At 62.2% G+C, this 24,423-nt stretch carries 22 protein-coding genes and 2 pseudogenes; 11 read left to right on the plus strand and 13 right to left on the minus strand.

Going from position 1 to position 24,423, the window contains the following annotated elements:
- Positions 1-98: 98 nt before the first annotated feature.
- Positions 99-1,436 (plus strand): LGFP repeat-containing protein, encoded by a 1,338-nt coding sequence (locus NKH49_RS08375; RefSeq protein ID WP_352451262.1) that lies wholly within the window; start codon positions 99-101, stop codon positions 1,434-1,436.
- Between the two features lie 212 nt (positions 1,437-1,648).
- On the opposite strand, the pseudogene NKH49_RS08380 reads toward NKH49_RS08375, so the two are convergent.
- Together NKH49_RS08380 and nadE are read right to left on the minus strand one after the other, a co-directional pair.
- Positions 1,649-1,783: pseudogene (locus NKH49_RS08380) on the minus strand (IS630 family transposase); the annotation flags it as partial.
- 116 nt (positions 1,784-1,899) lie between these two features.
- Complete coding sequence (gene nadE / locus NKH49_RS08385) at positions 1,900-2,733, minus strand: NAD(+) synthase (protein WP_352613215.1); 834 nt, start codon at positions 2,731-2,733, stop codon at positions 1,900-1,902.
- A gap of 213 nt (positions 2,734-2,946) precedes the next feature.
- On the opposite strand from nadE, the pseudogene NKH49_RS08390 reads away from it, so the two are divergent.
- Positions 2,947-3,343: pseudogene (locus NKH49_RS08390) on the plus strand (transposase); the annotation flags it as partial.
- A 328-nt stretch (positions 3,344-3,671) separates the two neighbouring features.
- Here the strand turns inward: NKH49_RS08390 and NKH49_RS08395 are convergent.
- The 5 genes from NKH49_RS08395 to NKH49_RS08415 all read right to left on the minus strand — a co-directional run bounded on the left by NKH49_RS08395 (position 3,672) and on the right by NKH49_RS08415 (position 8,402).
- Entirely contained in the window at positions 3,672-5,726 is a 2,055-nt protein-coding gene (locus NKH49_RS08395) for a M3 family metallopeptidase (RefSeq protein ID WP_352613544.1), read from the minus strand.
- 171 nt (positions 5,727-5,897) lie between these two features.
- A complete protein-coding gene (locus NKH49_RS08400) occupies positions 5,898-6,407 on the minus strand; it encodes a hypothetical protein (RefSeq protein WP_352613217.1) in 510 nt (169 codons plus the stop codon).
- Positions 6,408-6,605: 198 nt separating this feature from the next.
- Positions 6,606-7,016 carry a nuclear transport factor 2 family protein gene (locus NKH49_RS08405; protein ID WP_352470724.1) on the minus strand — a complete coding sequence of 137 codons (411 nt, stop codon included), beginning with the start codon at positions 7,014-7,016 and terminating at the stop codon, positions 6,606-6,608.
- 10 nt (positions 7,017-7,026) lie between these two features.
- Positions 7,027-7,671, minus strand: coding sequence for a carbonic anhydrase (locus NKH49_RS08410; protein ID WP_352451260.1), 645 nt, complete (start codon positions 7,669-7,671; stop codon positions 7,027-7,029).
- Positions 7,672-7,865: 194 nt separating this feature from the next.
- Positions 7,866-8,402, minus strand: a complete 537-nt coding sequence (locus tag NKH49_RS08415) for a TetR/AcrR family transcriptional regulator (protein ID WP_352540889.1) — start codon at positions 8,400-8,402, stop codon at positions 7,866-7,868.
- Positions 8,403-8,551: 149 nt separating this feature from the next.
- Between NKH49_RS08415 and NKH49_RS08420 the strand changes: the two genes are divergently transcribed.
- The gene (locus NKH49_RS08420; protein WP_502895634.1) at positions 8,552-9,829 is read left to right on the plus strand and encodes an efflux RND transporter periplasmic adaptor subunit; all 1,278 of its coding nucleotides are present in this window, start codon (positions 8,552-8,554) and stop codon (positions 9,827-9,829) included.
- On the plus strand, positions 9,826-12,912 hold the full coding sequence (locus NKH49_RS08425) for an efflux RND transporter permease subunit (protein ID WP_352925909.1): 3,087 nt from the start codon (positions 9,826-9,828) through the stop codon (positions 12,910-12,912). The genes NKH49_RS08420 and NKH49_RS08425 overlap by 4 nt, the downstream gene beginning before the upstream one ends.
- A gap of 47 nt (positions 12,913-12,959) precedes the next feature.
- On the opposite strand, the gene NKH49_RS08430 is transcribed toward NKH49_RS08425, so the two are convergent.
- On the minus strand, positions 12,960-13,124 hold the full coding sequence (locus tag NKH49_RS08430; protein ID WP_352613221.1) for a hypothetical protein: 165 nt from the start codon (positions 13,122-13,124) through the stop codon (positions 12,960-12,962).
- Between the two features lie 596 nt (positions 13,125-13,720).
- On the opposite strand from NKH49_RS08430, the gene NKH49_RS08435 reads away from it, so the two are divergent.
- Positions 13,721-13,888, plus strand: a complete 168-nt coding sequence (locus NKH49_RS08435; protein WP_023721318.1) for a hypothetical protein — start codon at positions 13,721-13,723, stop codon at positions 13,886-13,888.
- A 75-nt stretch (positions 13,889-13,963) separates the two neighbouring features.
- On the opposite strand, the gene NKH49_RS08440 is transcribed toward NKH49_RS08435, so the two are convergent.
- Positions 13,964-14,650, minus strand: a complete 687-nt coding sequence (locus NKH49_RS08440; protein ID WP_352569491.1) for a winged helix-turn-helix domain-containing protein — start codon at positions 14,648-14,650, stop codon at positions 13,964-13,966.
- A gap of 46 nt (positions 14,651-14,696) precedes the next feature.
- Between NKH49_RS08440 and NKH49_RS08445 the strand changes: the two genes are divergently transcribed.
- Positions 14,697-15,476, plus strand: a complete 780-nt coding sequence (locus NKH49_RS08445; protein ID WP_352613548.1) for a response regulator — start codon at positions 14,697-14,699, stop codon at positions 15,474-15,476.
- 39 nt (positions 15,477-15,515) lie between these two features.
- Positions 15,516-17,603 (plus strand): PAS domain S-box protein, encoded by a 2,088-nt coding sequence (locus NKH49_RS08450; protein WP_352613223.1) that lies wholly within the window; start codon positions 15,516-15,518, stop codon positions 17,601-17,603.
- An 88-nt stretch (positions 17,604-17,691) separates the two neighbouring features.
- Here NKH49_RS08450 and NKH49_RS08455 read toward each other — a convergent pair whose 3' ends face one another.
- A complete protein-coding gene (locus NKH49_RS08455; protein WP_352613225.1) occupies positions 17,692-18,096 on the minus strand; it encodes a hypothetical protein in 405 nt (134 codons plus the stop codon).
- A gap of 419 nt (positions 18,097-18,515) precedes the next feature.
- Here NKH49_RS08455 and NKH49_RS08460 point away from each other — a divergent pair, with 419 nt between their 5' ends.
- Positions 18,516-19,718, plus strand: a complete 1,203-nt coding sequence (locus tag NKH49_RS08460; protein ID WP_352613227.1) for an aromatic ring-hydroxylating oxygenase subunit alpha — start codon at positions 18,516-18,518, stop codon at positions 19,716-19,718.
- An 11-nt stretch (positions 19,719-19,729) separates the two neighbouring features.
- On the opposite strand, the gene NKH49_RS08465 is transcribed toward NKH49_RS08460, so the two are convergent.
- From NKH49_RS08465 to NKH49_RS08475, 3 genes are all read right to left on the minus strand, one after another.
- Entirely contained in the window at positions 19,730-20,497 is a 768-nt protein-coding gene (locus NKH49_RS08465; RefSeq protein ID WP_352613550.1) for a DUF429 domain-containing protein, read from the minus strand.
- A gap of 62 nt (positions 20,498-20,559) precedes the next feature.
- On the minus strand, positions 20,560-21,444 hold the full coding sequence (gene pdxY, locus NKH49_RS08470) for a pyridoxal kinase PdxY (RefSeq protein ID WP_352470715.1): 885 nt from the start codon (positions 21,442-21,444) through the stop codon (positions 20,560-20,562).
- Positions 21,445-21,453: 9 nt separating this feature from the next.
- On the minus strand, positions 21,454-21,705 hold the full coding sequence (locus NKH49_RS08475) for a hypothetical protein (protein ID WP_352470714.1): 252 nt from the start codon (positions 21,703-21,705) through the stop codon (positions 21,454-21,456).
- 161 nt (positions 21,706-21,866) lie between these two features.
- Between NKH49_RS08475 and NKH49_RS08480 the strand changes: the two genes are divergently transcribed.
- From NKH49_RS08480 to NKH49_RS08490, 3 genes are all read left to right on the plus strand, one after another.
- Positions 21,867-22,511 carry a LemA family protein gene (locus NKH49_RS08480; RefSeq protein ID WP_352470713.1) on the plus strand — a complete coding sequence of 215 codons (645 nt, stop codon included), beginning with the start codon at positions 21,867-21,869 and terminating at the stop codon, positions 22,509-22,511.
- Between the two features lie 167 nt (positions 22,512-22,678).
- Positions 22,679-23,521 carry a TPM domain-containing protein gene (locus NKH49_RS08485; protein WP_352613230.1) on the plus strand — a complete coding sequence of 281 codons (843 nt, stop codon included), beginning with the start codon at positions 22,679-22,681 and terminating at the stop codon, positions 23,519-23,521.
- A 76-nt stretch (positions 23,522-23,597) separates the two neighbouring features.
- Positions 23,598-24,416 (plus strand): TPM domain-containing protein, encoded by an 819-nt coding sequence (locus tag NKH49_RS08490; protein WP_352683761.1) that lies wholly within the window; start codon positions 23,598-23,600, stop codon positions 24,414-24,416.
- Positions 24,417-24,423 lie beyond the last annotated feature (7 nt).

Here is a 24,423-nt window from a genome sequence, read left to right on the forward strand (position 1 = left end):
TCCGTAAGTCGCGGTCTGGGAACCTCGGCTCGTCGATCAAAACCGATCGCCGGAGGCCTGAAGCCCCCGATACCAACACTCACAGGAAGGAAAAGGTCATGCCGTATACTGCCAGAGCAACTTCGAGAGTGCGTGCCGGCACCATCCGGGCTGGAGCCACAAGACTTTCCGACCAGCTCAGGATCGGGCCTTGGTCGCTCCTCTCGCCCGAAGCTGTCATACAGCAAAAGTACAACTCCCTTGGAGGCGCCGGCTTCGCCGAGATCGACAGGAAGGACACTGGAAAAGCCTGGTATCTCAAGAACGGCTCATGCATTTGTTACAACGATGCCATGCACGACGCCTTTGAGATCCATGGCGAAATCTACAGGAAGTGGATTGCGCTTGGCGGTCTCGCGTGGGGCATTCCCTGCACCGACGAAACCGGAACTCCCGACGGCGTCGGCCGATACAATCACTTCAACAACAATACCGCTTCGATCTACTGGACACCGAATACCGGTGCTCAAGCGATTTGGGGGGCAATTCGCGGCAAATGGGCAGCAATGGGCTGGGAGCGCTCGGTTCTCGGCTATCCGGTCACCGACGAAACCGGAACTCCCGACGGCGTCGGGCGCTACAACCATTTTGCCAATGCCGGCTCGATCTACTGGACACCGAACACAGGAGCCAACGTGGTGTACGGTGACATCCGCAAGAAGTGGGAGAGCCTGGGCTGGGAACAGTCATATCTGGGATATCCCACGACCGACGAGACCGAATTTGCCGATGGTGGCCGGGCCAATCTGTTTGAAAACGGCGGCATATACTGGTGGCCCGACACCGGCGCGATCGACCTTCGAGATGTCGTCGTCCACTATACCGGCCTCCATTGCTTCGGCGAGACCGACTGGGATCAGGGATCGAGTGCGGACGAACCCTATGTCATCGTCAGCGTGACAACGCCGCAGATCGCCGACACTAGGCGCAGCCAGGTCTATGGCGACGTCGATGCCGGAGATACAAGACCCGACCTTATGGAAATCTATCGAGGCAAGCCTTACGGCATCAATATCGGCACGGTGCTGATGGAAAACGATTTTGGCGACCCCAACAAATACAAGGACGAGGTGCAGAAGATCGTCATGGGCGTCCATACGGCGGGCACGCTCGCTTTGGGCCTCATTCCGGTGGCAGGACCTATCATTGCCGCGATAGCCGGCCCGGCCCTGGGATCCTTGATGCCATCGATCGGCGGCGCCATCAGCGATCTCTTCGATTGGGGCGATGACAGGATCGGGAGCGCGACAGTAACCATCTCCGCAAAACAGATGGTGTTGCTCGCGGCACGTACGAACAATACCACCTTCAGCGGGATTGGGTTCAAAGTGGAAACGCCCCTGATTTCCGGCGAGGGGGCTTCCTACAAAGCCTATTTTGGCTTTGTGCCTGCCTAGGCCAATCGCCTCGGCAAAAACCTTCGCCGAGACAATCAAACTTACCAGCCCCGCCTTCCATTGGCGGGGCTGCCACTTCGCGACAGAGAGTTTTATTGCCCTGGTACCTCTGCACAGAGGATTTGATGGGTTAGCTGGGCTCTGGGTAGGCTTTCGGGTTCGACGAGCAGTTCGATATTGCGCGCGAGGCCGGATTGCCTGCGGATCAATCCGCTGAGCGCCGCCTCCAGGCCTATCTCCACGAAGCGCTTGGTGCGGTAGACCGTGGAGCCGCCGACCACCACCGTGGCGGCGATGGCCTCGTCGCCCAGGCCGGCATTGGCAGCGAGCAGGATCTGGGCCCGCTTGGAGCTGACCGAGCACGAACAGATGTCGCGCGAGACTCGCGGTTGCCAAATGGCGGAAGCAATCTCCACGAGGCGCTGGCCACGAAGCGGAATCATGGAACTGTTTGCCCGTGCCGTCATGGCGAGAGTGTTAGCGCAATCGCTGTCACCGGAAGCGCGCGCTTATGTGCCGTGCTGGAATGTACATGAAGAATCCGCGTTCGCGCGGCCTCGTCGATTTCCTTGCCTTCGAGGAAATCGTCGATTTGTTCATACGTGACGCCATATGCATCCTCGTCAGGACGAAGCGGGACAAGGTTCTCCAGGTCGGCGGTCGGGATCTTGTCGACGAGTTCGGGCGGAGCGCCCAGATGCGCGGCCACGGCTCGCACCCTGCGTTTGTTTAGCCCCGAAAGAGGAAGGATATCGGCGGCGCCGTCGCCGAACTTGGTGAAGAAGCCCATCAGTGCCTCGGCCGCATGGTCGGTGCCGATGACCAGTCCTCGGCTGGCACCGGCGAGCGCGAACTGGGCAATCATGCGCTGACGCGCCTTGATGTTGCCAAGCAAGAAATCCTCGCGGCCGGCGTCGCCGAACTCGACACCAGCCCGCTTGATCGAATCCAGCATTGCGTCGGCAGCGGGCTTGATGTCGACCCGATGCACTTCGTCCGCCCCTATGGTGTCCAAAGCCCGCTGGGCGTCGCTCTCGTCGGCCTGGTTGCCATACGGGAGCCGAACGGCCAGGAATTTGGCGTCGTATCCAGCCGTTCGCAGTTCCTCGACGGCCCGTTGAGCCAGAAGGGCCGCGGCGAGTGAATCCACGCCGCCGCTGATCCCCAGCACATAGGTGCTGAGCCCCGATGCACGCAGATACGTGCCGAGAAAGTCGATACGCCGGCGTGCTTCCAGCGCGACGTCAACACTGGGAGCCACACCCAACGCGTTGATAATCATTTCCTGTTCGGTCATTGGCAGTGGGTGCTCCTGATATCACAGCATTCCGTCTAGTACCTCTGCACAGAGGATTCGGCGGGTTCGATGGGTTGTAGCGTGGGTAGGATATTGGGTTCGACGAGCAGTTCAATGCTGCGCGCGAGGCCGGGTCGCCTGCGGATCAATCCGGCCCGCTCGAGGATGAGCACCATCTTATGGACAGAAGGCGCGGTGACACCCACCTTGCATAAGGTCAAGGTCACCGAGCGCGCAGCACAAGACTTTGCCACTGCATGCGCGACCTCCTCGATATTCATTACCCCGAGGCCGACCGCGTCAGGGTGGTGCTCGTTAGTCTGCCGACCCACACGCCGCGCTCTATCAGGCCCTGCCGGCGTCAGAGGCGCGACGCATCCTGCGACGGCTGGAGTTCCATGACACGTCCAAACACGTGAGCCGGCTCAACATGGTCGAGATCGAGATCGGCATCCTGCGCAGCCAGTGCCTCGACCGCAGCATCGAAAGTCGCGACAGCCTGTTTGCCGAGATCGCCGCTTGGGAAAACCAGCGAGGCGCCAGCGGCGCCCGCATCAACGGGATGTTCTCGACCGAACAGGCCCGCCTCAAATTGGCCAAAGCCTATCCTATCCAAAGCCCACCGCCAACGAGTCATAATCCCTGTGCAGAGCCACTAGTAGTCGTCGCAAGGCGCGGTCCGGATGCGGCAGCGGCCGATCAGCATAGCGGGCAAGCTGTCGTTGCCTACCCCCGCACAGCCCGTAGCGCCGCCATGAACGCGGCTCCTTCGGCCGGAACGATGGAGACCGCATTAAGTGCAGTCACCTCAACGACGCGAACGGGCAACGGGGCCGAGCGGGATCGGCGGAAACCGGATCAGGCGGTGCGCAACCCGACGCCATGACAGCCGACATCAATCAGGATGGAAAGAGAACGGTGACAAGAGCGGGCATGCATCACACCAGCCCGCGCTTGGCCATCATCGCTTCCGGGGAAGGCATCTTGCCGCGGAAGGCGGTGTAGAGTTCTTCCGGGTCCTTCGAGCCGCCGGCGGCGTAGATGTTCTTGCGCAGCCGCTCGGCCAGCGCCGGATTGAAGGGATCGCCTGTTTCCTCGAAGGCCGCGAACGCGTCGGCGTCGAGCACTTCCGACCACATGTAGGAGTAATAGCCGGCAGAATAGCCATCGCCGGCGAAGATATGGCCGAAATGCGGGGTGCGGTGACGCATGGCGATGGTATCAGGCATGCTGAGTTTTTCGAGCGTTTCGGCTTCGAGACGAAGCGGCTCCTGCGCCGCATCCGACCGCGCATGGTAGGCCATGTCGACCAAGGCCGAGGCGGTGAACTCGACCGTGGCGAAGCCGGCGCCGAAGGTGCGCGCCGCCAGCATCTTGTCGACCAGCGCCTTTGGCATCGGCTTGCCGGTCTTGACATGCAGCGCATGCTTTTCCAGTACCGCCGGCACCGTCAGCCAGTGTTCGTAGAGCTGCGAGGGCAGCTCGACGAAATCGCGGCTGACCGACGTGCCCGCGACCGACGGCCAGGTGACGTCGGTCAGCATGCCGTGCAGCGCGTGACCGAATTCGTGGAACAGGGTCTTGGCCTCGTCGACCGACAGCAAGGCTGCCTCGCCGGCCGGCGGCTTGGCGAAATTCATGATGTTGTAGATGACCGGCTTGGAGCCAGGACCAAGCTTGTAGCCGGATTTCAGCGCGCTCATCCATGCGCCGGAGCGCTTCGAGGGTCGCGCGAAATAATCGGCGAGGAACAGGCCGCGCTCGCTGCCGTCGGCATTCTTCACGACGAAAACGCGAGCGTCCGGATGCCAGGTGGCAATGCCCTTCTTTTCTTCGAAAGAAATGCCGAACAATCGTGTTGCCACGTCGAAACAGGCGTCGATGATGCGGTCTAGCTGCAGATACGGCTTCAGCTCGGCCTCGTCGAAGGCGAATTTCTCTGCGCGCAGCTTCTCCTGATAGAAGCGCCAGTCCCAGGCAGCGAATTTCTCGTTGCTGCCGGCCTCGACCGCCAGCCGCTGCAATTCGGCCTGGTCGCTTGCGGCCTTTTCCACCGCCTTTTCCCAGACCGGATCGAGCAGCGCGTGCACCGCCTCCGGCGCCTTGGCCATGGTGTCGTCGAGCTTCAACGCGGCGTAGGAAGCGTAGCCGAGCAGCTTCGCCTTCTCGGCGCGCAGGCGCAGCATGTCGCGCACCACTTCCGTGTTGTCGGTAGCGCCGCCATTCTGACCACGCATGATGAAGGCGCGGAACGCCGTCTCGCGCAGGTCGCGGCGTTCTGAGAAGGTCGAGAACGGCTCGTAGATCGAACGCGACAAAGTGACGGCGTAGCGGCCCTTCTGGCCGCGCATCTCGGCGGCTTCCGCCATCGAGCTTTTCAAGAATTCCGGCAGGCCGGCCAGGTCGGCCTCGTCGAGGAACAACGCCCAGTCGCGCTCGTCGGCAAGCACGTTCTGGCCGAAATTGGTGCCGAGCGACGACAATTCCTCGTTGATCGATGCAAGCCGCTTCTTGCCTTCGGCGTCGAGCCTGGCGCCGGAGCGGACGAAGTTTTTCCAGGTCCTTTCCAAAACCCGCAGCGTTTCGGCATCGAGCTTCAAAGCCTCGCGGCGCTGATAGAGATCGTCGATGCGGGCAAACAGTCGCTCATTCATCGAAATCGCCGAGTAATGCCGCGACATTTTTGGAGAGATGTCGCGCTCCAGCGCCTGGATCGCCTCATTGGTGTGGGCGCCGGCGCGGCACCAGAAGATCGAGGAGACATGGTCGAGCGCCTCGCCGGCAAGCTCGAGCGAGGCAAGCGTGTTTTCGATCGTCGGCGTCCCGGTGTTGCCGGCAATCGCCTCGATCTCGGCCTCATGCGCCTTCAGGGCCGCGTCGAAGACCGGAGAAAAATCGCCGTCGCCGATGCGCGTGAAATCGGGCAGGCCGAGCGGCCCTTGCCATGCGGTCAGCGGATGGGCGGCGAGGTCGACGGTGGACGGCATGGGCAAACTTTCGCTGGGTGGGCGGGAGAAGCGGATCGTCACCGATGTAAGGCGCCGGCCCGTTGCGCGCAACAGCACGCCTGGTTAACGCCGATGCGTGCCCACGACTCGTATGCGAACCAGGATGCCCACTCGCGCGCAGTGCAGCAAAAAGTGCACTGTAACGGTAACTCCCATCTATAATAATCTAAAATCCATGGTCTCGTTGTAAAATTCAGGCATCATTTCGTTTCCGAGATAGATGACGCTTCCGTGACTATTTCTAATTTTATTTAGGTTAGATTTAGACAACTTGAAAACACGACTAAAGTATGCGTCGTATGCTTTCCTCACATCGCCTTCCGCCCAGTCTAAATTATAGTACATTCTGCCAGGCAACATTACATCGCCGCGCCACAGATTTATATCATATTCAATTACCGGAGATAATCTTGAACTAACTTGCAAACATTTATTTTCAGCGTCACACTCAAGGACTATGTTGTTTAAAAAATCCTTTGACGATATCAGAACTCTTCTGTTTTTAAAAGACCGTTCTTCTTCTCGGATGGGCTCCCAAAAAATGGGGGTATCGCCATCTTCGATGGACGGCTTGACGAATACTATATTCTCAACACCCTTGGACAAGGCATGGTTGAAAACGATTTCATCTCTGTGCGACAGGAAAAGATTGAATTGCTTGCCCATCATTGCCCTCCAACACATAAGATTTCGAATTCCGATAATAGTGCACTTTTGCAGGGCGCGACCGTCGTTGTGAGTGGATTGACCGCATGGCTTGTCGCATTGGCGTTCCCACCTGCGTAACCACGTGACGTGGACAGGTCCGAATTGACGCCGGCAATTCCAGCGCCTATCCCCCGAGAAGCTCAAGACCAAATTTCGTCAGTAGCCGTCGCAGTTTTCGGCGATCGCGGCTTGCGAACTGGCGGTGATCTGGTCGTTGGCGACTGCAAAGGTCTCCTGCATCAGCATGTCGTTGCTGGGAAAATCATAGCAGGCGATCACAGTGGTGACGCCGCCCTCCGTCTTCTCGATCCGGTGGCGGATTTCGGCCCCGGCGACGGCGCCCTGCCACTCGGCGATCGAGGCGATGAATTCCTGCTTGCTTTGCACGACGCCGAGGTCGTCGAGCTTGATGCGGACGTTGTCGGCGAGCAGGTCCGACAATTCGGTGCGGTCGGCGATCAGCAGTGCCGAATACCAGCGGTCGATGATCGCGCTATCATCGGCGCGGGCGACAGTTATCGGGCACAGCAGTGCCGCCGCCGCGAACGCGATCCGAGCTCGCACCATGCCTCGTCTCCTACTCCGTCTCCGGCCGCTCGAAATCGCCGGTTTCCTTGTTCATCACCCAAAGCTCGCCGGTCGAAATATCGAACCAGGCACCGTGCAGCGACAGTCGCCCCTTGCCTTCGAGGATCGAAACACAAGGGAAGGTACGCAGATTGGCGATGGAATACCGGATCGAGATGCGCTCCAGCGCCGTCTGGCGCTCGGTCGCGGTCATGAAGGTGCTGGACGATACGGTCTCGGCCGCGGGCGCGATCAGGCTCATCCACTTGCCGATGAAATCGCCCGGCGACAAGGGTGCGGCCGTGGTGTCGAGTGCCGCGCGGATGCCGCCGCAGCGGCCGTGGCCCATCACCACGATGTTCTTGACCTTGAGGCTCTGCACCGCAAATTCGAGCGCCGCCGATGTCGAGTGGAACTGATCGTCTGGCGCATAGGGCGGCACCAGATTGCCGACATTGCGCAGCACGAACAGCTCGCCCGGCCCGGCATCGAAGATCGCTTCGGGCGCGGCCCGCGAATCGCAGCAGGCGACGATCATCGTTTCCGGTGCCTGGCCCTCCCGCGCCAGCGAGCGATAACGGCCGCTTTCGGTGAGATAGCGGCCGCTCATGAAACTGCGGTAGCCGGTGAGAAGATGCTCGGGAAGATGGGGCATGGGCAGCTGTGGGAGCCTTTCCGGGTTGAAGGCAGCTCGGTTCAATCCCGAAAGGCTCTAGCGCATCGGCCCGAAAATCGGAACCGATTTTCGGAAAGCGGGATGGCGTGGTTTCGACGTGCCAGCCCGTATTTTGACACAGGTGAACGAACGCCGCCATTAATCGGGTTCAGAACCGCAGATTGGCGGTTCGACTATTCCGCGATGTCCAGCAGGGTCGATATCAGCAGCCGGCGCTCTTCGGGGGAGAGAATGTCCGAATCGAACAGGTTCATGCTGCGCAGCCCTTCGATGGCGAGATAGCAGACCAGCAGCGCCTTGAGGTTCGGCGTCTCCTGCTTCAGCCGCTCGAATAGCTGCCGCCTGAACGATTTTATCGGCGTCAGGAAATCGGGATCCTCGGCAATCGCCGAAAATATCCAGGATGCCGACGGTTTCGATTCCTCGGCATGCTCGGCCGACAGCTTGATGTAAGTTGCAAGCGGGCTTTCGCCGTTGACGCCGGCCGTGCGGGCGGACTCCAGGGCCTGCTCGAAGGCGCGCAGGTAATCCTCCACCAGCGCCTGCATCAATTTCGCCTTGGTCGGGAAATTGTAGAGAAGACCGCCCTTCGACACGCCGGCACGGCTGGCGACCGCATCCAGCGACAGGCTGCCAGGACCCGTCTCGCGCGCCACGGCGGCGGCGGCGGCGAGGATCTTCTCGCGCGAATTTGCTCTGCGGGCCTTCATCAAGCGTTCCCCATTCATTAGCTTAGGCGGAATTGACAAGACCGTCCAGACGGTACAGTAAGATCGCCGTCATTTGAAATTGGGACCAGGCACAGGTATGTGTTCCGGTCATCCGACCGTTATGCTGGGCCGTGGCCGAGGGACTGTTCGTGATCAAGCGCTTCATCATCGCCTTCATTCTGCTCGTGCTGGTGTGCGGCGGCATCGTCGGCTTCAACCTGTTTCGCGACAATGCGATCAAACAGTTCTTCGCCACCATGAAGCCGCCGGCCGCGACGGTGTCGACGGTCATCGTCAAACCGATGTCCTGGACGCCCGGCATCGAGGCGATCGGCACTGTCAGTGCCGTACGCGGTGTCGACCTCACGGTCGAAACCGCGGGCATCGTCAAGGACATCCTGTTCCATGCCAATCAGAAGGTCGCCGCCAACGCCGTGCTGCTGCAACTCGACGATGAAGTCGAGCGAGCCGACCTCGTGGCATCGAAGGCGCAAGCCACATCCGACCAGACCACGCTGATGCGCGCGCTTGAGCTGCAGAAGCGCGGGGTGGGCACCGATGCTACGCTCGACACGGCGCAGGCAGCAGCATCGGTCTCCGCCGCGCAGGTAAACAAGCTGCAAGCGGTGCTCGACCAAAAGCAGTTGACGGCCCCTTTCAAGGGTACCGTCGGTATTCCGAAAATCGACCTTGGCCAGTATCTCACACCCGGCACCGCCGTGGTGACCTTGCAGGACATGGATACGATGCGTGTCGATTTCACCGTACCGGAGCAGCAGCTTCCGCAGCTGAAGATCGGACAGACGGTGCGGTTGGGCGTCGGCGGCGGCGACATGCCGTTCACCGGCAGCATCCGCGGCATCGATCCGAAGATCGACCCGACCAGCCGGCTGGTGACCGTGAGGGCGGAGGTCGGCAATCCCGAAGGCAAGCTGACGCCCGGCCAGTTCGTCCAGGTGCGCGTCGAACTGCCCGAGGAGAACGACGTGCTGGCGCTGCCGCAGACAGCGCTGACTTCCAGCCTGTACGGCGACTTCGTCTTCGTGGTGCGGCCGGCCAAATCCGCCGAAGCCAACGGCGCGGCGCCCGAGGCAAAGCCGGAAGAAAAGCCGGCTGCAGATGCTGCCAAGCCCGCGGCCGAAGCACCCGCGGCAAAACCCGACGAAAAGCCGGCTGCTACCCCAGCCAAACCGGCAGAGGAAGCCAAGCCGGCAGCGGAAAAACAGAAGCCGCAGCTCGTGCTAGCCCAGGTGTTCGTCAAGCCAGGCCGCCGCAACGCCGGCCTGGTCGAGATTCTGGAGGGCATCGCGCCCGGCGACGAAGTCGTTACCGCCGGCCAGAACCGGCTCTCCAACGGAATGTCCGTTGCCGTCGACAACACGATCGATCCGAGCAAGCCAGGGAACCAGCAGGCAGCCCAGCAATGAGCTTTTCCGACCTCTTCATCCGCCGCCCGGTCCTTTCGACCGTGCTTGCCTGCATGATCCTGCTTCTGGGTTTTCAGGGAATCTTCAACCTTTCGATCCGGCAGTATCCAGAGGTTGAAGAAACGGCCATCACCATCACCACGGCCTATCCCGGCGCCAGTGCCGACCTGATCCAGGGGTTCATTTCCGCGCCGATCGCGCGTGCCGTCGCTTCGACCGAAAACATCGATTATGTCACGTCGTCGAGCCGGCCGTCCTCCAGCACCGTGACAGTGCAGATGAAGCTCGGCTCCGACCCCGACGTCGCGCTGAACGAAGTCTTGTCGAAGGTTCAGAGCGTTCGCGGCGATCTACCGGACGAAACCAAAGACCCGGTGATCGTCAAGGGCACCGGCCAGCAGTTCGCGATGATGTACATCTCGATGCAGAACCCGAACATGACGCCGGAACAGCTCACCGAATATATCGAGCGCGTCGTGCGGCCGCGTATCTCGACGGTCGAAGGCGTCGCCGACGTGCAGATCTTCGGCGCAGCCGAATATTCGATGCGGGTCTGGATCGACCCGATCAAACTGGCGGCGCGCGGCGTGACCGCGGCGGAAGTGCTGGCCGCCATCAACGAATCGAATTTCCTTTCCGCGCCCGGCGACACCGAAAACGAATATGTGGTTTCTTCGATCACCGTTCGCTCTACGCTGCAGACCCCGGAGGCTTTCGCCGCCCTTCCACTCCGGTCGAAGGACGGCAATGTGGTGAGATTGCGCGACGTGGCCCGCGTCGAACTCGCCGCGGCGAACACCGACACCAGGGTCAGCTTCAACGGCAAGCCCGGCATCTTTCTCGCTATCTTTCCGACGCCGGCCGCCAATCCGCTGACCACCGCGGCGGCAATCCACAAGATTGTGCCGACCATCCAGGAGACGCTGCCGCTCGGCATGACGATGGAGATCGTCTACGATTCAACCGAGCAGATCAGTGCGTCGATCGAGGAGGTGTTCAAGACCATCGGCGAGGCGGTCGCCATCGTCATCGTTGTTATCCTGCTCTTCCTCGGCTCGTTCCGCTCGGTGCTGATGCCGATCGTGACCATTCCGCTGTCGCTGATCGGCGTCTGTTTCCTGCTGTTTTCGGTGGGCTATTCGATCAATCTTTTGTCGCTGCTGGCCATGGTGCTGGCGATCGGACTTGTCGTCGACGATGCCATCGTGGTGGTGGAAAACATCCACCGCCACATGGAGGAAGACGGCTTGTCGCCGATGCAGGCGGCGTTCAACGGCATGCGCGAGATCTCGTCCGCCGTCGTCGCCATGACGATAACTTTGGCCGCCGTGTTCGCGCCGCTGGCCTTCACCGGCGGCCTGACAGGCGCACTATTTCGCGAATTCGCGGTGACGCTTGCCGGCTCGGTGGTGCTTTCGGGTGTCGTCGCCCTCACCATCACACCGATGATGTCGGCACGTATCCTGAGGTCCGGCTCGCACAGCCGCTTCCAGCGCATTGTCGACAATACGTTCGGGCGCGTCGAACACATCTATGAGCGGCTCGTCACCGGTTCGTTGAACTATCGCCCGGTGACGCTGATGATCGTCCTCGCGCTGGTCGCCACGACCGGTTTCATGTTCACCAAGACCGCGAGCGAACTGGCGCCGGAAGAGGACCAGGGTTTCCTGCTTTCGCTGGTGACCGCGCCGCGGTACGCGACGTCGGACTATACCGAAACCTACGTCAATCAGATACTCGGCCTGGTCAAGGATCTGCCTGAGACGCGGGCACAGTTCTCGGCGGTCGCCTTCGGTGGTGGCCAGACGAACAGCGCTTTCGTCGGCTTTGCGTTCAAGGACTGGGCTGACCGCACGCGCAACTCGAAGGAAATCCAGCAAGACATTACGGGCCGCCTGAGCAAGGTGGCGGGCGTCGAAGCTTTCGTCTTCGCGCCGCCGACGCTGCCCGGCTCCGGCGGCGGCCTGCCGATAACGATGGTCGTGCGCTCGACCGGCGACGCCTCGCAGGTGTACGAGGCGGCCGAAGACATCAAGAACAAGGCGCAGGCCTCCGGCCGCTTCATCGTCGTGCAGAATTCGATGACCTTCGACGCGCCGCAAGTGACGGTGACGATCGACCGCGACCGCGCCGCCGCGCTCAACCTGCCGATAGCCGACATCGGCCGGACGCTGACGCTCCTGGTCGGTGGCGCCGAAGTGGCGCAATTCGACCGCGAATCCAACAGCTACGACATCATCCCGCAGGTGCCGCAGAGCTTTCGCGACAACCCTGAAAAACTGGGCGAGTATTTCGTGCGCAGCGTATCGGGCGAGATGGTGCCGCTCTCGGCGGTGGTGAAGATCTCGACCAACGCGTCGCCGGCCGCCATCGAGCAGTTCAACCAGCTCAACTCGACGACGATCTCTGCCTTGCCGCGGCCCGGCATCACCACCGGGGATGGGCTACAGGCGATCGAGGACATTGCCAAGCAAAGCCTGCCCGACACCTTCTTCATCGACTATACCGGTCAATCGCGGCAGGAGAAGGAACAGGGCTACACGATCATCATCGCCTTCGCGGCGGCGGTGCTCGTCATCTATCTGGTGCTGGCGGCGCAATTCGAAAGTTTCCGCGATCCGCTGATCATCATGATGGCGGTGCCGCTGTCGATCTTCGGCGCGATCGTGCCGCTTAATGTCGGGCTTGGCACGCTCAACATCTACACCCAGGTCGGCTTGATCACGCTGATCGGCCTGATCACCAAGCACGGCATCCTTCTGGTCGAGTTCGCCAACCAGCAGCGTGAAATGCACGGCATGCGGCGGCGCGATGCGATCATCGCGTCGGCCAGGGTGCGGCTGCGGCCGATCCTGATGACGACGGCGGCGATGGCGCTCGGCGTGGTGCCGCTGATCATCTCCAGCGGCGCTGGTGCCGCGGCACGCTATTCGATGGGCCTGGTGATCTTCACCGGCATCCTGGTCGGAACCATGTTCACGCTGTTCGTGGTGCCGATGTTCTACACCTTTGTCGCCAGCAAGGACCTGCCGCATCACGCCGAAAAGCCGGATCCGAAGCTGATGCCGGTAATGCCGGATTAGATTGCGCTAATATCCGGCCCTTGCCTGGGAGCGACGAGAAGCATCGCTCATTTAACGATGACGATGCTGGTGTTGGCCGGGCCGAAGACCTCGACGAGCTGGTAGAAATCGGCGGCGTGGGCTGCGCCGTTGCCGGCACTGACAAGCAAGGCAGTACCGGTGATGACGGCGGCGGCGATGTTGATGAGCTTGGCGGAAATGGCAGTGTACATGATGTCTCCCCTATTCTGCCGGTCGGGGCCGGCTCAATTCGATGACCGGCTTATCGGGGCGTCGTGTTTCAAGCCGATTTCGCTAGATGCTCGTTTGTGTTTCGATCCTGTTTCCCCTGACAGAAAAGGTCCGTGCAAAGCAGCTTGCAGTTGCACAATGTCGTCTTGGCGGTGGCGTGTTTGCCTAGGCGGATCGGCCAAACCGCGGCGCGAATACGCGATTGTCTTTCGTTTGATAGGAATTCACCTGACTCCGAAACCGAGCTGCAACAAAGCGCAGCCTCGGCGGCATGATCCGGATACAGCGAACAGGCAAAGTTGACCTAACGAAAACAGCGGTCAACGAACGATCGGAAGCCAACACTGTTTTCGCGACGGTCTGGATTGGTCTGGACAGTTTCCAGCCTGCGCGTCGACCGGCTCAAGCCCCTCTGGCGGGGGCGGCTTAGGGCCGTTGAGGATGCGCGGCGCCTCCGGCAACTTGCAGCCGAGAGGACCGAAGGCCCGCGCCGCAACGGGGGGCTCCGCTGGCGGCGCGGGCGCTTCGGGGGTTCCCCTGAAGTGCCCGTAAATTCCAATTTTGAGGAACGAACAGGATGAAAACGAAATTCGCCGCTTCCGTGCTTTCCGCCCTGCTTTACGTCCAGGGGCTGCTCGGCATTGCCGGCCTCGCCACCGTGCTGCTGAAGGAACGTGCCCATGCCGGCGAGGTCAGCACGAACAGTGACATGCCGTCCGGCCCGTCGCTTCTCGTGGTGCGCTGAAGAGCATCGGACCCGAAAGTGGAAACCGGTTTGGGAAAATCCGATGCTCAAGACAAAAGGGTGGCCGTCCTGTCTTCAATCGGCGAATTGCGTGGGCGGATCGAACCGGTAGCCCGCACCCCGTATGGTGGTGATGGTTTCGGTATCGAGCTTGCGGCGCAGCCGCACGATGCGCGAATCGATCGACCGATCGAAGGCTTCGGCATTTTCGGCGGGCGCGGCGGCGATGATGTCGTCCCGCGTCAGCACCTTGCGCGGGCTGGCCAGGAACAGCCTGAGCAGCGCCACCTGCCCGGGGGACAGCTGTTCCTCCGTGCCCGAGCGGTGCATGACGATGGCCGATCGGAGATCGACGGTCGCGTTCTCCAGCACGATCAGTTCCCCGGCGCTCCTGCCGCGCCGAGCCAGAAGGCCGCCGACGCGAGCGGCAAGCTCCCTGACATTGAGCGGGCTTTCGACGACGTCGGCGGCGCCGAGTTCGAGCGCCAGAACCTTGTCGACCAGATCGGCCGGGCGGCAGATCAGGATGAAATCCGGTCCACCTTCGCCGCCATGTCGCCTGAGCAGGTCGCGCCCCTCTGCCTGGCTGACGCTGTCGCCGACAACCACGACATCGATACCCTTTTCCGAAAGCAGCGATTCGGCCTCCCACGGCTGTCGCGCCGCACGGACGTCATGACCGCGCCGCTCGAGATGATCGGCGAGATCGGTCGCAACTACTTCAGCGACGGAAACAAGCGCGATAACGGATCGTGCAGCCATGATTTTCTACCCCGCATACGGCAACCCAAGAAGAGTGCTGGACATCATGTTTATACCCAATCTACTTTCCGCTGAAAGCGGGAGCGAAAGCATCGTGCGGGCACGAATTATCATTGTCGAGGACGAGCCCGACCTGAGGGATGCGGTCGCCGAGTATCTAGGTGCCAGCGGCTATGATGTGGCCACGGCCGAAAGTGCGGCGGCGGCGCGCGACCTTTTGGAAACCCAATCCTTCCATCTGGCCATTCTCGACATCGCAATGCCGGGCGAGGACGGCCTGTCGCTCGGCCGCTGGATGCGGTCGAAAATGCCGATCGGCATCATCTATGCGACGGCCGCCGGTACCGCGCTCGACCGCATCGTCGGACTGGAGCTCGGCGCTGACGATTACATCGTCAAGCCTTACGAATTGCGCGAAGTGCTGGCCAGGGTGCGCAGCGTGCTGCGTCGCGTTCCTGAGCCGACCGAGCCACAAAAGGCCAAGGCTGAAACATCCGGCGGCCGCCGGTCCGTGAGCTTCGGACCCTTTCACGCCGATCTCGACGGCAGGCTCGTCACCGGCGCCAACGGCGCGGTCATCGACATGGCCAAGAGCGAGTTCGACGTGCTGGAGGTGTTCCTGACGCGCGCCAACCGGCTGTTGACGCGGGCGGCGATCTCCGAGGCGATCGGTTTCGTCGAGGACCCGGAATCGTCCCGCGCCGTCGACATCCGCATCATGCGGCTGAGAAAGAAGATCGAAGCGGACCCAGCCAATCCGAAATTCCTGCGCACGGTGCGCGGCGAAGGCTATATCTTCTCGCTGCCGGTCGGTGAAAATAACTGAGGCCTGGCGGCTTGAGCAAGCCACGGCCAGGAAATGACCATGACGGCTGAAACAGCAGGCGCGGACACGCGGGGCGCCAGGCAGGGCGCGGCGATGGTGGCCGTGCATGTGGTTCGCCGGCTGCGCGAAGCCGGCGATTGGCAGCGCGAGATGGAAGGTATTCTCCAAACGCTTTGCGAAGCCATGGATTGTCACCGCGGCATCCTGTTTCGCCTGCGCGAACTGCCCGGCCAGGGCTTCGCCCAGTCGGTCGCCGCTTATTGGATCGCCCCCCGGTTTGGCGGCGAACTGGCGTCACCGACCGTCATCATGCAGTCGGTCGTCGATTCGGACCCATTGCTGGAACGGCTGGCGGAGGACGAGCGCCAAGGCAAGATATTCGCCGGGCACACACGCGATCTCGAAGGCTTTCTGCGGACCGATTTCGAAAAGCAGAACATCAAGTCGTTCCTGTCGGTGTCGGTCTTTTCGCACGGCAATTTGTGGGGCACGCTGGCGGTCAACGACTGCGTCAACGAACGCGAATGGACCGACCAGGAAGAGGCGGCGCTGCACATGGTGGCACTCGCCATCGGCGATGCCATCGAACGATCGCCCTCCGACGCGCATGCCAGCGACGTCATTCGCCGCACCATGCTGCAGGCCTCGCTCGACGCCATCATCGTCATCGACGAGACCGGCTCGATCATCGAATTCAATCCGGCCGCCGAGAAGATGTTCGGCTATCGGCGCAGCGATATCCTCGGCAAGGACCTGCTCGACACGGTCGTGCCGGAATATTACCGCAAGGGCTATGCGTCCGGCGCCGAATACATGTCGGGCCGCGGCGCGCCGATGGTCGGCCAGCGGCTCGAAACGGTCACCCAGAACGCCGCCGGCGAGGTTTTTCCGATCGAGCTGACGGCAACCGAGATGCGGGTCGCCGATCGCCAGCTGATCTTCGGCTCTATCCGCGACCTGCGCGACAGATTGCGCGCCGAGGAGGAAATCAACCGCCAGCGCGAAAAACTGCACCAGAACGAGAAAATGGCGGCAATGGGCTCGCTGCTTGCCGGCGTTTCGCACGAGCTCAACAATCCGCTGGCCGTGGTTGTCGCCCAGTCGACGCTGCTGCACGAATTCGCCGCCGATCCCCAAACCAAGGTGCGCGCCGAAAAGGTGCGTGCCGCTGCCGAGCGCTGCGGCCGTATCGTCAAGAGCTTCCTGTCGATGGTCCGCCTGCACCCGGCCGCACAGGCCGAAACCGACCTCAACCAGGTGATCCGCGCCGCACTCGAAGTGACCGCCTATGGCGCACGGTCGAGCGGCATCATCATCGACACCGATTTCGCCAGCGGCCCGTTGCTGGCCATGGCCGATGCCGACCACGTGACGCAGGTGGCCGCCAACTTCCTCATCAACAGCCAGCACGCCTTGGCCGGCGTTGCCGGCGACCGCCGGATCAAGGTCCGGACGTTTCGCAGCGACCGCGGCAATCCCGGATTCTCGGTCGAGGACAACGGGCCCGGCGTGCCGGAAGCGATACGCTCACGCATATTCGAATCCTATTTCACCACCAAGCCGGTCGGTGTCGGTACCGGCATCGGCCTGTCGATCTCGAAATCGATCATCGAGCGGCACAATGGCAATATCTGGTTCGAGGAGGTTTCGCCGAGAGGTGTGCGTTTTGTCGTGCAGCTGCCGGCGATCGCGGCCGGCGCGGCCGCCGCCGGCGAAGCTTCGTCGCGGTCGAGCGGCTTGCGTCACGCGCTGATCATAGACGATGAGCCGGATGTCGCCGCGTCGCTGTCCGACATTCTGGAATTGATGGGCATCAAGTCGCGGATCGTGCCGGCCTGGGTCTCGGCCGCCGCGACGCTGAGCGGCCATGTGCCGCCGGACATCGTGTTTTCCGATTTGCGCATGCCCGGCACCAGCGGCATAGCCGCCTATCGCGAGCTACTCGCCGAATTGCCGGGTCTGGCGCAGCGCTTCGTGCTTGTCACCGGCGATCTGATCGGCGCGAAAGGCGAGATCGAGGCGCTGCCGGCGCCGCAGCGGCCGCCAATCCTCGAAAAGCCGTTCAGCACGCTGGATGTGCGCGGCGTGCTCTCGGCCATTGCCGAGCAGGCGGCTCTGGGCGGCTAGACTCCGAGATCTCTCCCGGAAGAAAAAGGCTCCCGGCCGACATTGCGGCGGGAGCCTGACTGGAGTGCTGGAGGGCGCTCGCAAAAAATCAAAAAACGTTCGGCCTATCGGCCAGTGGTGCGGCGTTGGCGATCATGCGGACCGGCCGTGCCTTGCCCGACTGGGCGGCGATGACGCGCAGGCAGTCCAGGCTCTCGGCGCCCCAGGCCTGCCCCTTGCAGGCAAAATCGATCTCCGGCGCCGGCAGGCGCGCCGTCTTGGTGGTGGTCGTCGCGCCATCGATGAGGTTGGCCGGCGGGTTCAGTGAGGCGAAGGCCGGACCGACGGTCGGCGTCAACGCCATGCCGGCAAATGCGGCAGCCGCCAGCAGCATGAACATCGCCATTGGATGATCACTGGCGCGCTGGCGCAGCGCCAGCTTCGGGCGCCGGTCGTTACGCTGGGGACCCTGCTGGCGAAGGTCGGTATCGGTGATCTGGATTTTCGTACGCATCGTCGTTTCCTTCGGTCGTCTTCTTTTCTCTGTTGAAACGAACCTAATCGCACCTTGTAACCGGCCAACGATGATGAATTAACGATTGTGTAACCGGCATGAAACCAAGCCCGCGGCCATTCCTGGGCAAACCGATCCGGCGTAGCTGGCAGCACCGGTGGCATTCTCTGCTCGTTTTCCGCTACCCACGGCACCAGATCCACGTCGCCTTTCCAGGCCCACGGAGCGTCGGGCGCTCAACAAGTGTAAGGGGATTAACGTCTGGAATTCCCGGGATTTTCCCGGCTTCGATCGTTCGGACTGGGCTCTCGAATCCCGTTCGATTTCCCGTCAAGACTTCGCCCCATTTTTCCAAGCCATTGCATTTCAATGGAAAATATGCTTTTATTGAACGATCATTCAATAAATAAAGAGCCTTTATGAACCCGCATCTGCGTGACGTGGCAATCCCCAACGATTGGGATCGGCGGGGGCTGCCGGGCTGGAGCTATCATTCCGACGCCTTGCTCGAACTCGAGAAAGAGCACGTCTTCCGCAACCATTGGCAGATCGCCGGCCATGTCTGCGACGTGCCGAACGCCGGCGACTATCTGACGATGGATGTGGTCGGCGAGCGGGCGCTGATCGTGCGCGGCAAGGATGGCGTTGTGCGCGCCTTCAACAATATGTGCCGCCACCGCGGCAGTCGCGTCGTTGCCGACAGCCACGGCACTTGCAAGAATGCGCTGGTCTGCCCCTTTCATGGCTGGGTCTACAATCTCGACGGCACGCTGCGCGGTGCTGCCCGCCCCCGTTCCTTCCCCGACCTCGACAAGACCGATTTCGGCCTGATGCCGCTCGAGCTCGAAATCTGGATGGGCTTCATCTTCATCCGCTTCCGCAAGGGTGGGCCGCAGCCATCGGTGGCCGAGCTGTTGAAGCCGATCGAAGCCGAGATTGCCCATTACGGCGTCGCCGAGATGGTGCCGTCCTGGGGCATCTGGACCCAAAAGACGCCGGTCAACTGGAAATCGGTGCGCGATGTCGACAATGAAGGCTACCATGTCGCCATGGCGCATCCGGCGCTGCAGGATCTTTACGGTGCGACCTATTTCGACGAGCCGTTCGTCAACGGCGTGTCGCGCTCGTTCGCCACCTACAATCCGCATGCCGGACGGCGCTGGAGCGTCGCGCAGTACATCAAGCTCGCACCTGAGGCGAAGCACCTGCCGGAACACCTGCGCAAGGCCTGGATCTACTACGGCATCTTCCCGAACAACGTGCTGTCGCTCATGCCGGAATCGGTGCAGTTCTATCAGGAATTTCCGCTGTCGACGGGTGAGACGCTGCTGCGCGGCGCCATCTACCGCTATCGCGACGAGACCAGGGAACAGGCGGCAGCCCGCTACCTATCCTACCGCATCGACCGCGACACGCTGGCCGAGGATGTACAGCTTTCGATATGGTCCAACGAATCCATGCTGTCCGAAGCCTTCGGAGGTTTTCACCTCTCCGATCTCGAATATGGCGTGCGCACCCACCACGACCATTTGCGTAAGCAAGTTCCCGTGCTCGGATTGGAGACCGCGCCCGAGGAGAAGGATATGTGGGCACTCAACGAGGCGCTCAGATCACGCTCCTGACGCCCCGGTCCTCAGGCCCAAATGGCGACCGGAATGCCGAAACGATCGGCGAGCGGCGGATCCGGAAACGGCATTGCCTCGCCTCTGACGATGCGTCCGGCAACCACCATCATCGCCGCGGCGTCGAGGAAATCGTCAGCGGCCGCGCCGCGCGGCGGCGTCTGGTCGAGAAAATCCTGGCTATAACCATGCTGGGCAAGCAGCGCCTTGCGTTCGGCCATGCCGGCCGGATTGATGTTGCCCCTGATCTTCTTCGGCAAGCGCATAGCGCGGTCGCCGTTCAGTTTGCAGAAGGCAACTTCCGGATGCGATTCGAAGACACGGCTGCGCAGTTCGGGCCGCGCGATCAGCAGCGAATCGATCTCGCGGATCTTGGCGAAGATGCCGAAGGCCTGGATCGAGACGCCGCGCGGCGGATCTGAGGTCGTCCTGGCCACCTCGCTTGCCTTGCGATGTGCGGCGTACCAGGCATCGACCGTGGTGAAGGCTTCGACCTCCGCGTAGAGCGCGGCGCGGGAGGGAATGGCAAAGACACTGGACTGCCGGGCCCCGAGCAGCGGCCGCACCAGCGCCTCCGGGCCGCGACCGCCTCGTTGCGAGAAATCGGGCAGGCCGATTGGCATATCGACCGCTACCAACGAGTCGGCGGGCAGTCGGTCGAGCAACGCCGCGAAGCTTGGGAAAACGGCTGTCGACGGTGCTGCATCGGGATCGCGGCGGACGGCTATCCAGCCGGCCTTGCAACCGTCGACGCCGACAAGCACAACGTTCTCGGGCACAACATGGTCGGGCGCAACATCCTTGGGCGCATCATCCTGGGGCACGGCGTCTTCGGCCTGCGTCACGCCCGGCGGTCCCGTTCCGGATGCAGCAGATGGCGAAGCTGCACCATCGCCATCGGGTGCGACAGGCTCTGGGCATCGGTCTCGAGCTGCAACTCGTCGCCGCCGCGCTTGGCGGTCCGCGCCAGGATCTCGTAGACCGCCGCCGTGGTCGATTGCAGCGCCTTGGCGGCCGGCTGGCCGGACAGGATCCGCGCTAGGTAGACGGCAGCCGTCAGGTCGCCGAGCCCATTCGGCGGCTTGTCGATAAGCCGGTGTTCGGCAAGCAGTGCCTCTCTGCCGGCGAGCAGCAAATTGCCGGTGCCGCCGGCCATCATCGCCGGCGCCGATGTGACCAGCATGGCCGGTGGGCCGGCCTGCAGGGCTGCAGCCATTGCCGATTTCAAGTCGGGCAGCGGCGCTCCGGCCATCCATTCCAGCTCGTAGCGGTTGGGCGTGGCGATATCGGCGATCGGCATCAGCCGGTCGCGCATGGCGATTGCGGTCGGCTCAGGTACGTAGAGCCCGCCCGAATCGCCCATCACCGGATCGCAGATATAGAGGGCGTCCGGCGTCTTCGCCTTGACCGCGCCGACCAGCGAAGCGACGGCTTCGGCCTGGCCAGCCTCGCCGAGATAGCCGGACAGCACGGCGCCGACCTCGCCCAGCCACGGCGCGCGCTCGAGGTCGGCCATCAGCGCCTTGAACTGGTCCAGCGGCGGCACGATGCGGGTGGCCCGGCCATGGCCCGGATGCCAGGGCAGAATGACGGTCGGTACCGCCCAAACCGGAAAGCCGAGCGTCTCCAGCGCAAAGACAGCGGCACGGTTGCCGACCGAGCCACGGGCGACATGACTGGAGACGACGATGACCGCGCGCGGCGCGTCGGTTTTTTCGGCACTCATTGATTTTTCCTAACTGCCCCTGGTGACGAAAAGCACGAGCCAGATCAACAGGCCAATGGCAATAAGCAAGCCCGCTGCCCGACCGATGCGGGTGCCCCAATATTCGATCGGGTCCGACCGGTCGGCATCGGCCGCAGTGACGTGGTCGCGCGCGCCTTTAGTCGTTCGTGCAAGGAACGAGGTGCCCCCCGGGTCGGTCTCGCGCGCCACCCGTTCGATGATGCGGCGCGATTCCGCGTCTCTGTCGTGGCGTTTCGCCATGGTGATGTCCCGTTTTATGCCGAGCTTAACCCGTTCGCCTCGTCTGTCACAGGGCCCGACGGCGAATGGCAGAAACCAGTAACACTTCTCGGCCGAAGTCATTTTCTTACGCAAGGATTGTGCTAATGCTTCGCCTGCCAATGCTATCGAGGGGACTTATCATGCTTGCCCAGCGCCTTTCTTCGCCGCCAATCTTCCGTAATTTAGCTGCGTTCCTGGTTATGGCCGTCATGCTGCCGCTGCTTGCCGGCTGCGGCTACAACACCATTCCAACAGCTGAGGAAAACGCCAAGGCCGCATGGAGCGAGGTGTTGAATCAATACCAGCGCCGCGCCGATCTCATCCCCAATCTGGTCAACACGGTCAAGGGCTACGCGGCGCACGAGAAGGACACGCTCGATGCCGTGGTCGAAGCGCGCGCCAAGGCGACGCAGGTGACCGTGACGCCGGAAACGCTGAATAATCCGGAAGCCTTCAAGAAATTCCAGGACAGCCAGGCCGGCCTGACCAGCGCGCTGTCGCGCCTGCTGGCGGTGGTGGAGAACTATCCCGATCTCAAGGCCAACCAGAACTTTCTGGCGCTGCAAGCACAACTCGAAGGCACCGAGAACCGGATCACGGTCGCCCGCCGCGACTATATCCAGGCAGTGAGAGAGTACAATCTGACGCTGAGGACCTTCCCGTCGGTGATCTGGGCGACCTTGTGGTTCCGCGGCAACCAGCCGTTTGCGAATTTCACCATCGAGGAGGATAAGATGCAGCCGCCGAAGGTCGATTTCGGCACCAACACCACGCAAGGCGGGTGAAGAACAGCCGGTGAGCGTGGTCCCTATTGGCCTTGCACTCCGTAGCGCCCCCCTCTGCCCTACCGGGCATCTCCCCCTCCAGGGGGGAGATTGGCAGCTTTGGCTTCACCGCCCATCCTGCATCGTTGGAGATTGGCGAAAACAGCCCTGACAGCCGATCTCCCCCCTTGAGGGGGAGATGTCCGGCAGGACAGAGGGGGGCGCGACAGAACGCCAGCCTGGCCTTCCTGCTCGTCTTCCAAAGCCTTCTCCTCCTCCCGCTCACCGCCCTTGCCGCCGCACTGCCGGCGCTGACCGGACGGGTCGTTGACAATGCCGGCATCATCGATGCCGCGACCGAGGCGGCGCTGACGCAGAAGCTTGCCGAGTTCGAGACCAAAGGGTCCGACCAGATCGTCGTCGCGACCATCCCCAGCCTCGACGGCGAGGAGATCGAGCCTTACGCCAACCGGCTGTTCCGCGCCTGGAAACTGGGCCAAGCGAAGGAGAACAATGGCGTGCTTTTGCTGGTGGCGCCGAACGACCGCAAGATGCGCATCGAGGTCGGCTATGGGCTTGAAGGCACGCTGACCGACCTGCACACCAAGCTGATCATCGAAAACGACATGGTGCCGGCCTTCCGTGCCGGCGATTTCTCAGGCGGCATCAGCAAGGCCGTCGACGACATGATCATGGTGCTGGAAGGCAATCCCGAAGAGCTGGAGGCGCGCGGCGAACGCAACCAGCAGCCGCCGTTCAACAGCGACGATCTGTTCTTCACGATCTTCATAGCCATCTGGGCAATCATCTTTTTCGGCGGCCTCGCAGCCTCCATCCTGCCGCCGATCTTCGGCCAGAAGATCGGTCCCGGCCGCTATCGCTGGCTGGGCATGACCTTCGAGCCAAACCGGCGGTCGTCCGGCGGCTGGTCGGGAGGTTCCGGCGGGGGATGGTCGTCGGGTTCAAGCGGTGGCGGGTTTTCCGGCGGCGGCGGTTCGTCCGGCGGCGGCGGCTCCTCGGGAAGTTGGTGACGAGATGACAAGACACGCCGTCAGCCCGCTGGAATCCGGCCGTTTCATCAAAATAATCGGCACCGCGCTGTTGGCCATGGCGGTGCTGCTGGTCGGCTTCGCGGCCTTCGCCGCCGCACTGCCGGCGCTGACCGGACGGGTCGTCGACAACGCCGGCATCATCGATGCCGCGACCGAGACGGCGCTGACGCAGAAGCTTGCCGAGTTCGAGACCAAAGGGTCCGACCAGATCGTCGTCGCGACCATTCCCAGCCTCGACGGCGAGGAGATCGAGCCTTACGCCAACCGGCTGTTTCGCGCCTGGAGACTCGGCCAGGCGAAGGAGAACAACGGCGTCCTGCTTCTGGTGGCGCCGAACGACCGCAAGATGCGCATCGAGGTCGGCTATGGGCTTGAAGGCACGCTGACCGACCTGCACACCAAGCTGATCATCGAAAACGACATGGTGCCGGCCTTCCGTGCCGGCGATTTCTCAGGCGGCATCAGCAAGGCCGTCGACGACATGATCATGGTGCTGGAAGGCAATCCCGAAGAACTGGAGGCGCGCGGCAAGCGCAATCCGGCGAATGACAATCCTGTCGATCCCATCTTCATGCTGTTCATCGTCCTGTGGGCGACGATGTTCTTCGGCGGCTTGGCAATGGCGTTCCTGCCGCCGATCTTCGGCACGAAGCTGTCGCCGGGCGTGTACAAGTGGCTGGGCATGACGTTCCGCTACGGCCGTGGGCCAGCTTCGTCATCTTCCGGCGGCGGTAGCTGGACGTCCGGGACCTCGTCAGGCAGTGGCTGGTCGTCTGGAAGTTCCGGCAGCGGTTGGTCGTCCGGAAGTTCGGGCGGCGGGTTTTCAGGCGGCGGCGGCTCGTCCGGCGGCGGCGGTTCTTCAGGAAGCTGGTGAGACATCA

The sequence above is a fragment of the Mesorhizobium sp. M1088 genome (genome assembly GCF_040318575.1).
In the GTDB taxonomy this organism is placed as follows: Bacteria; Pseudomonadota; Alphaproteobacteria; order Rhizobiales; family Rhizobiaceae; genus Mesorhizobium.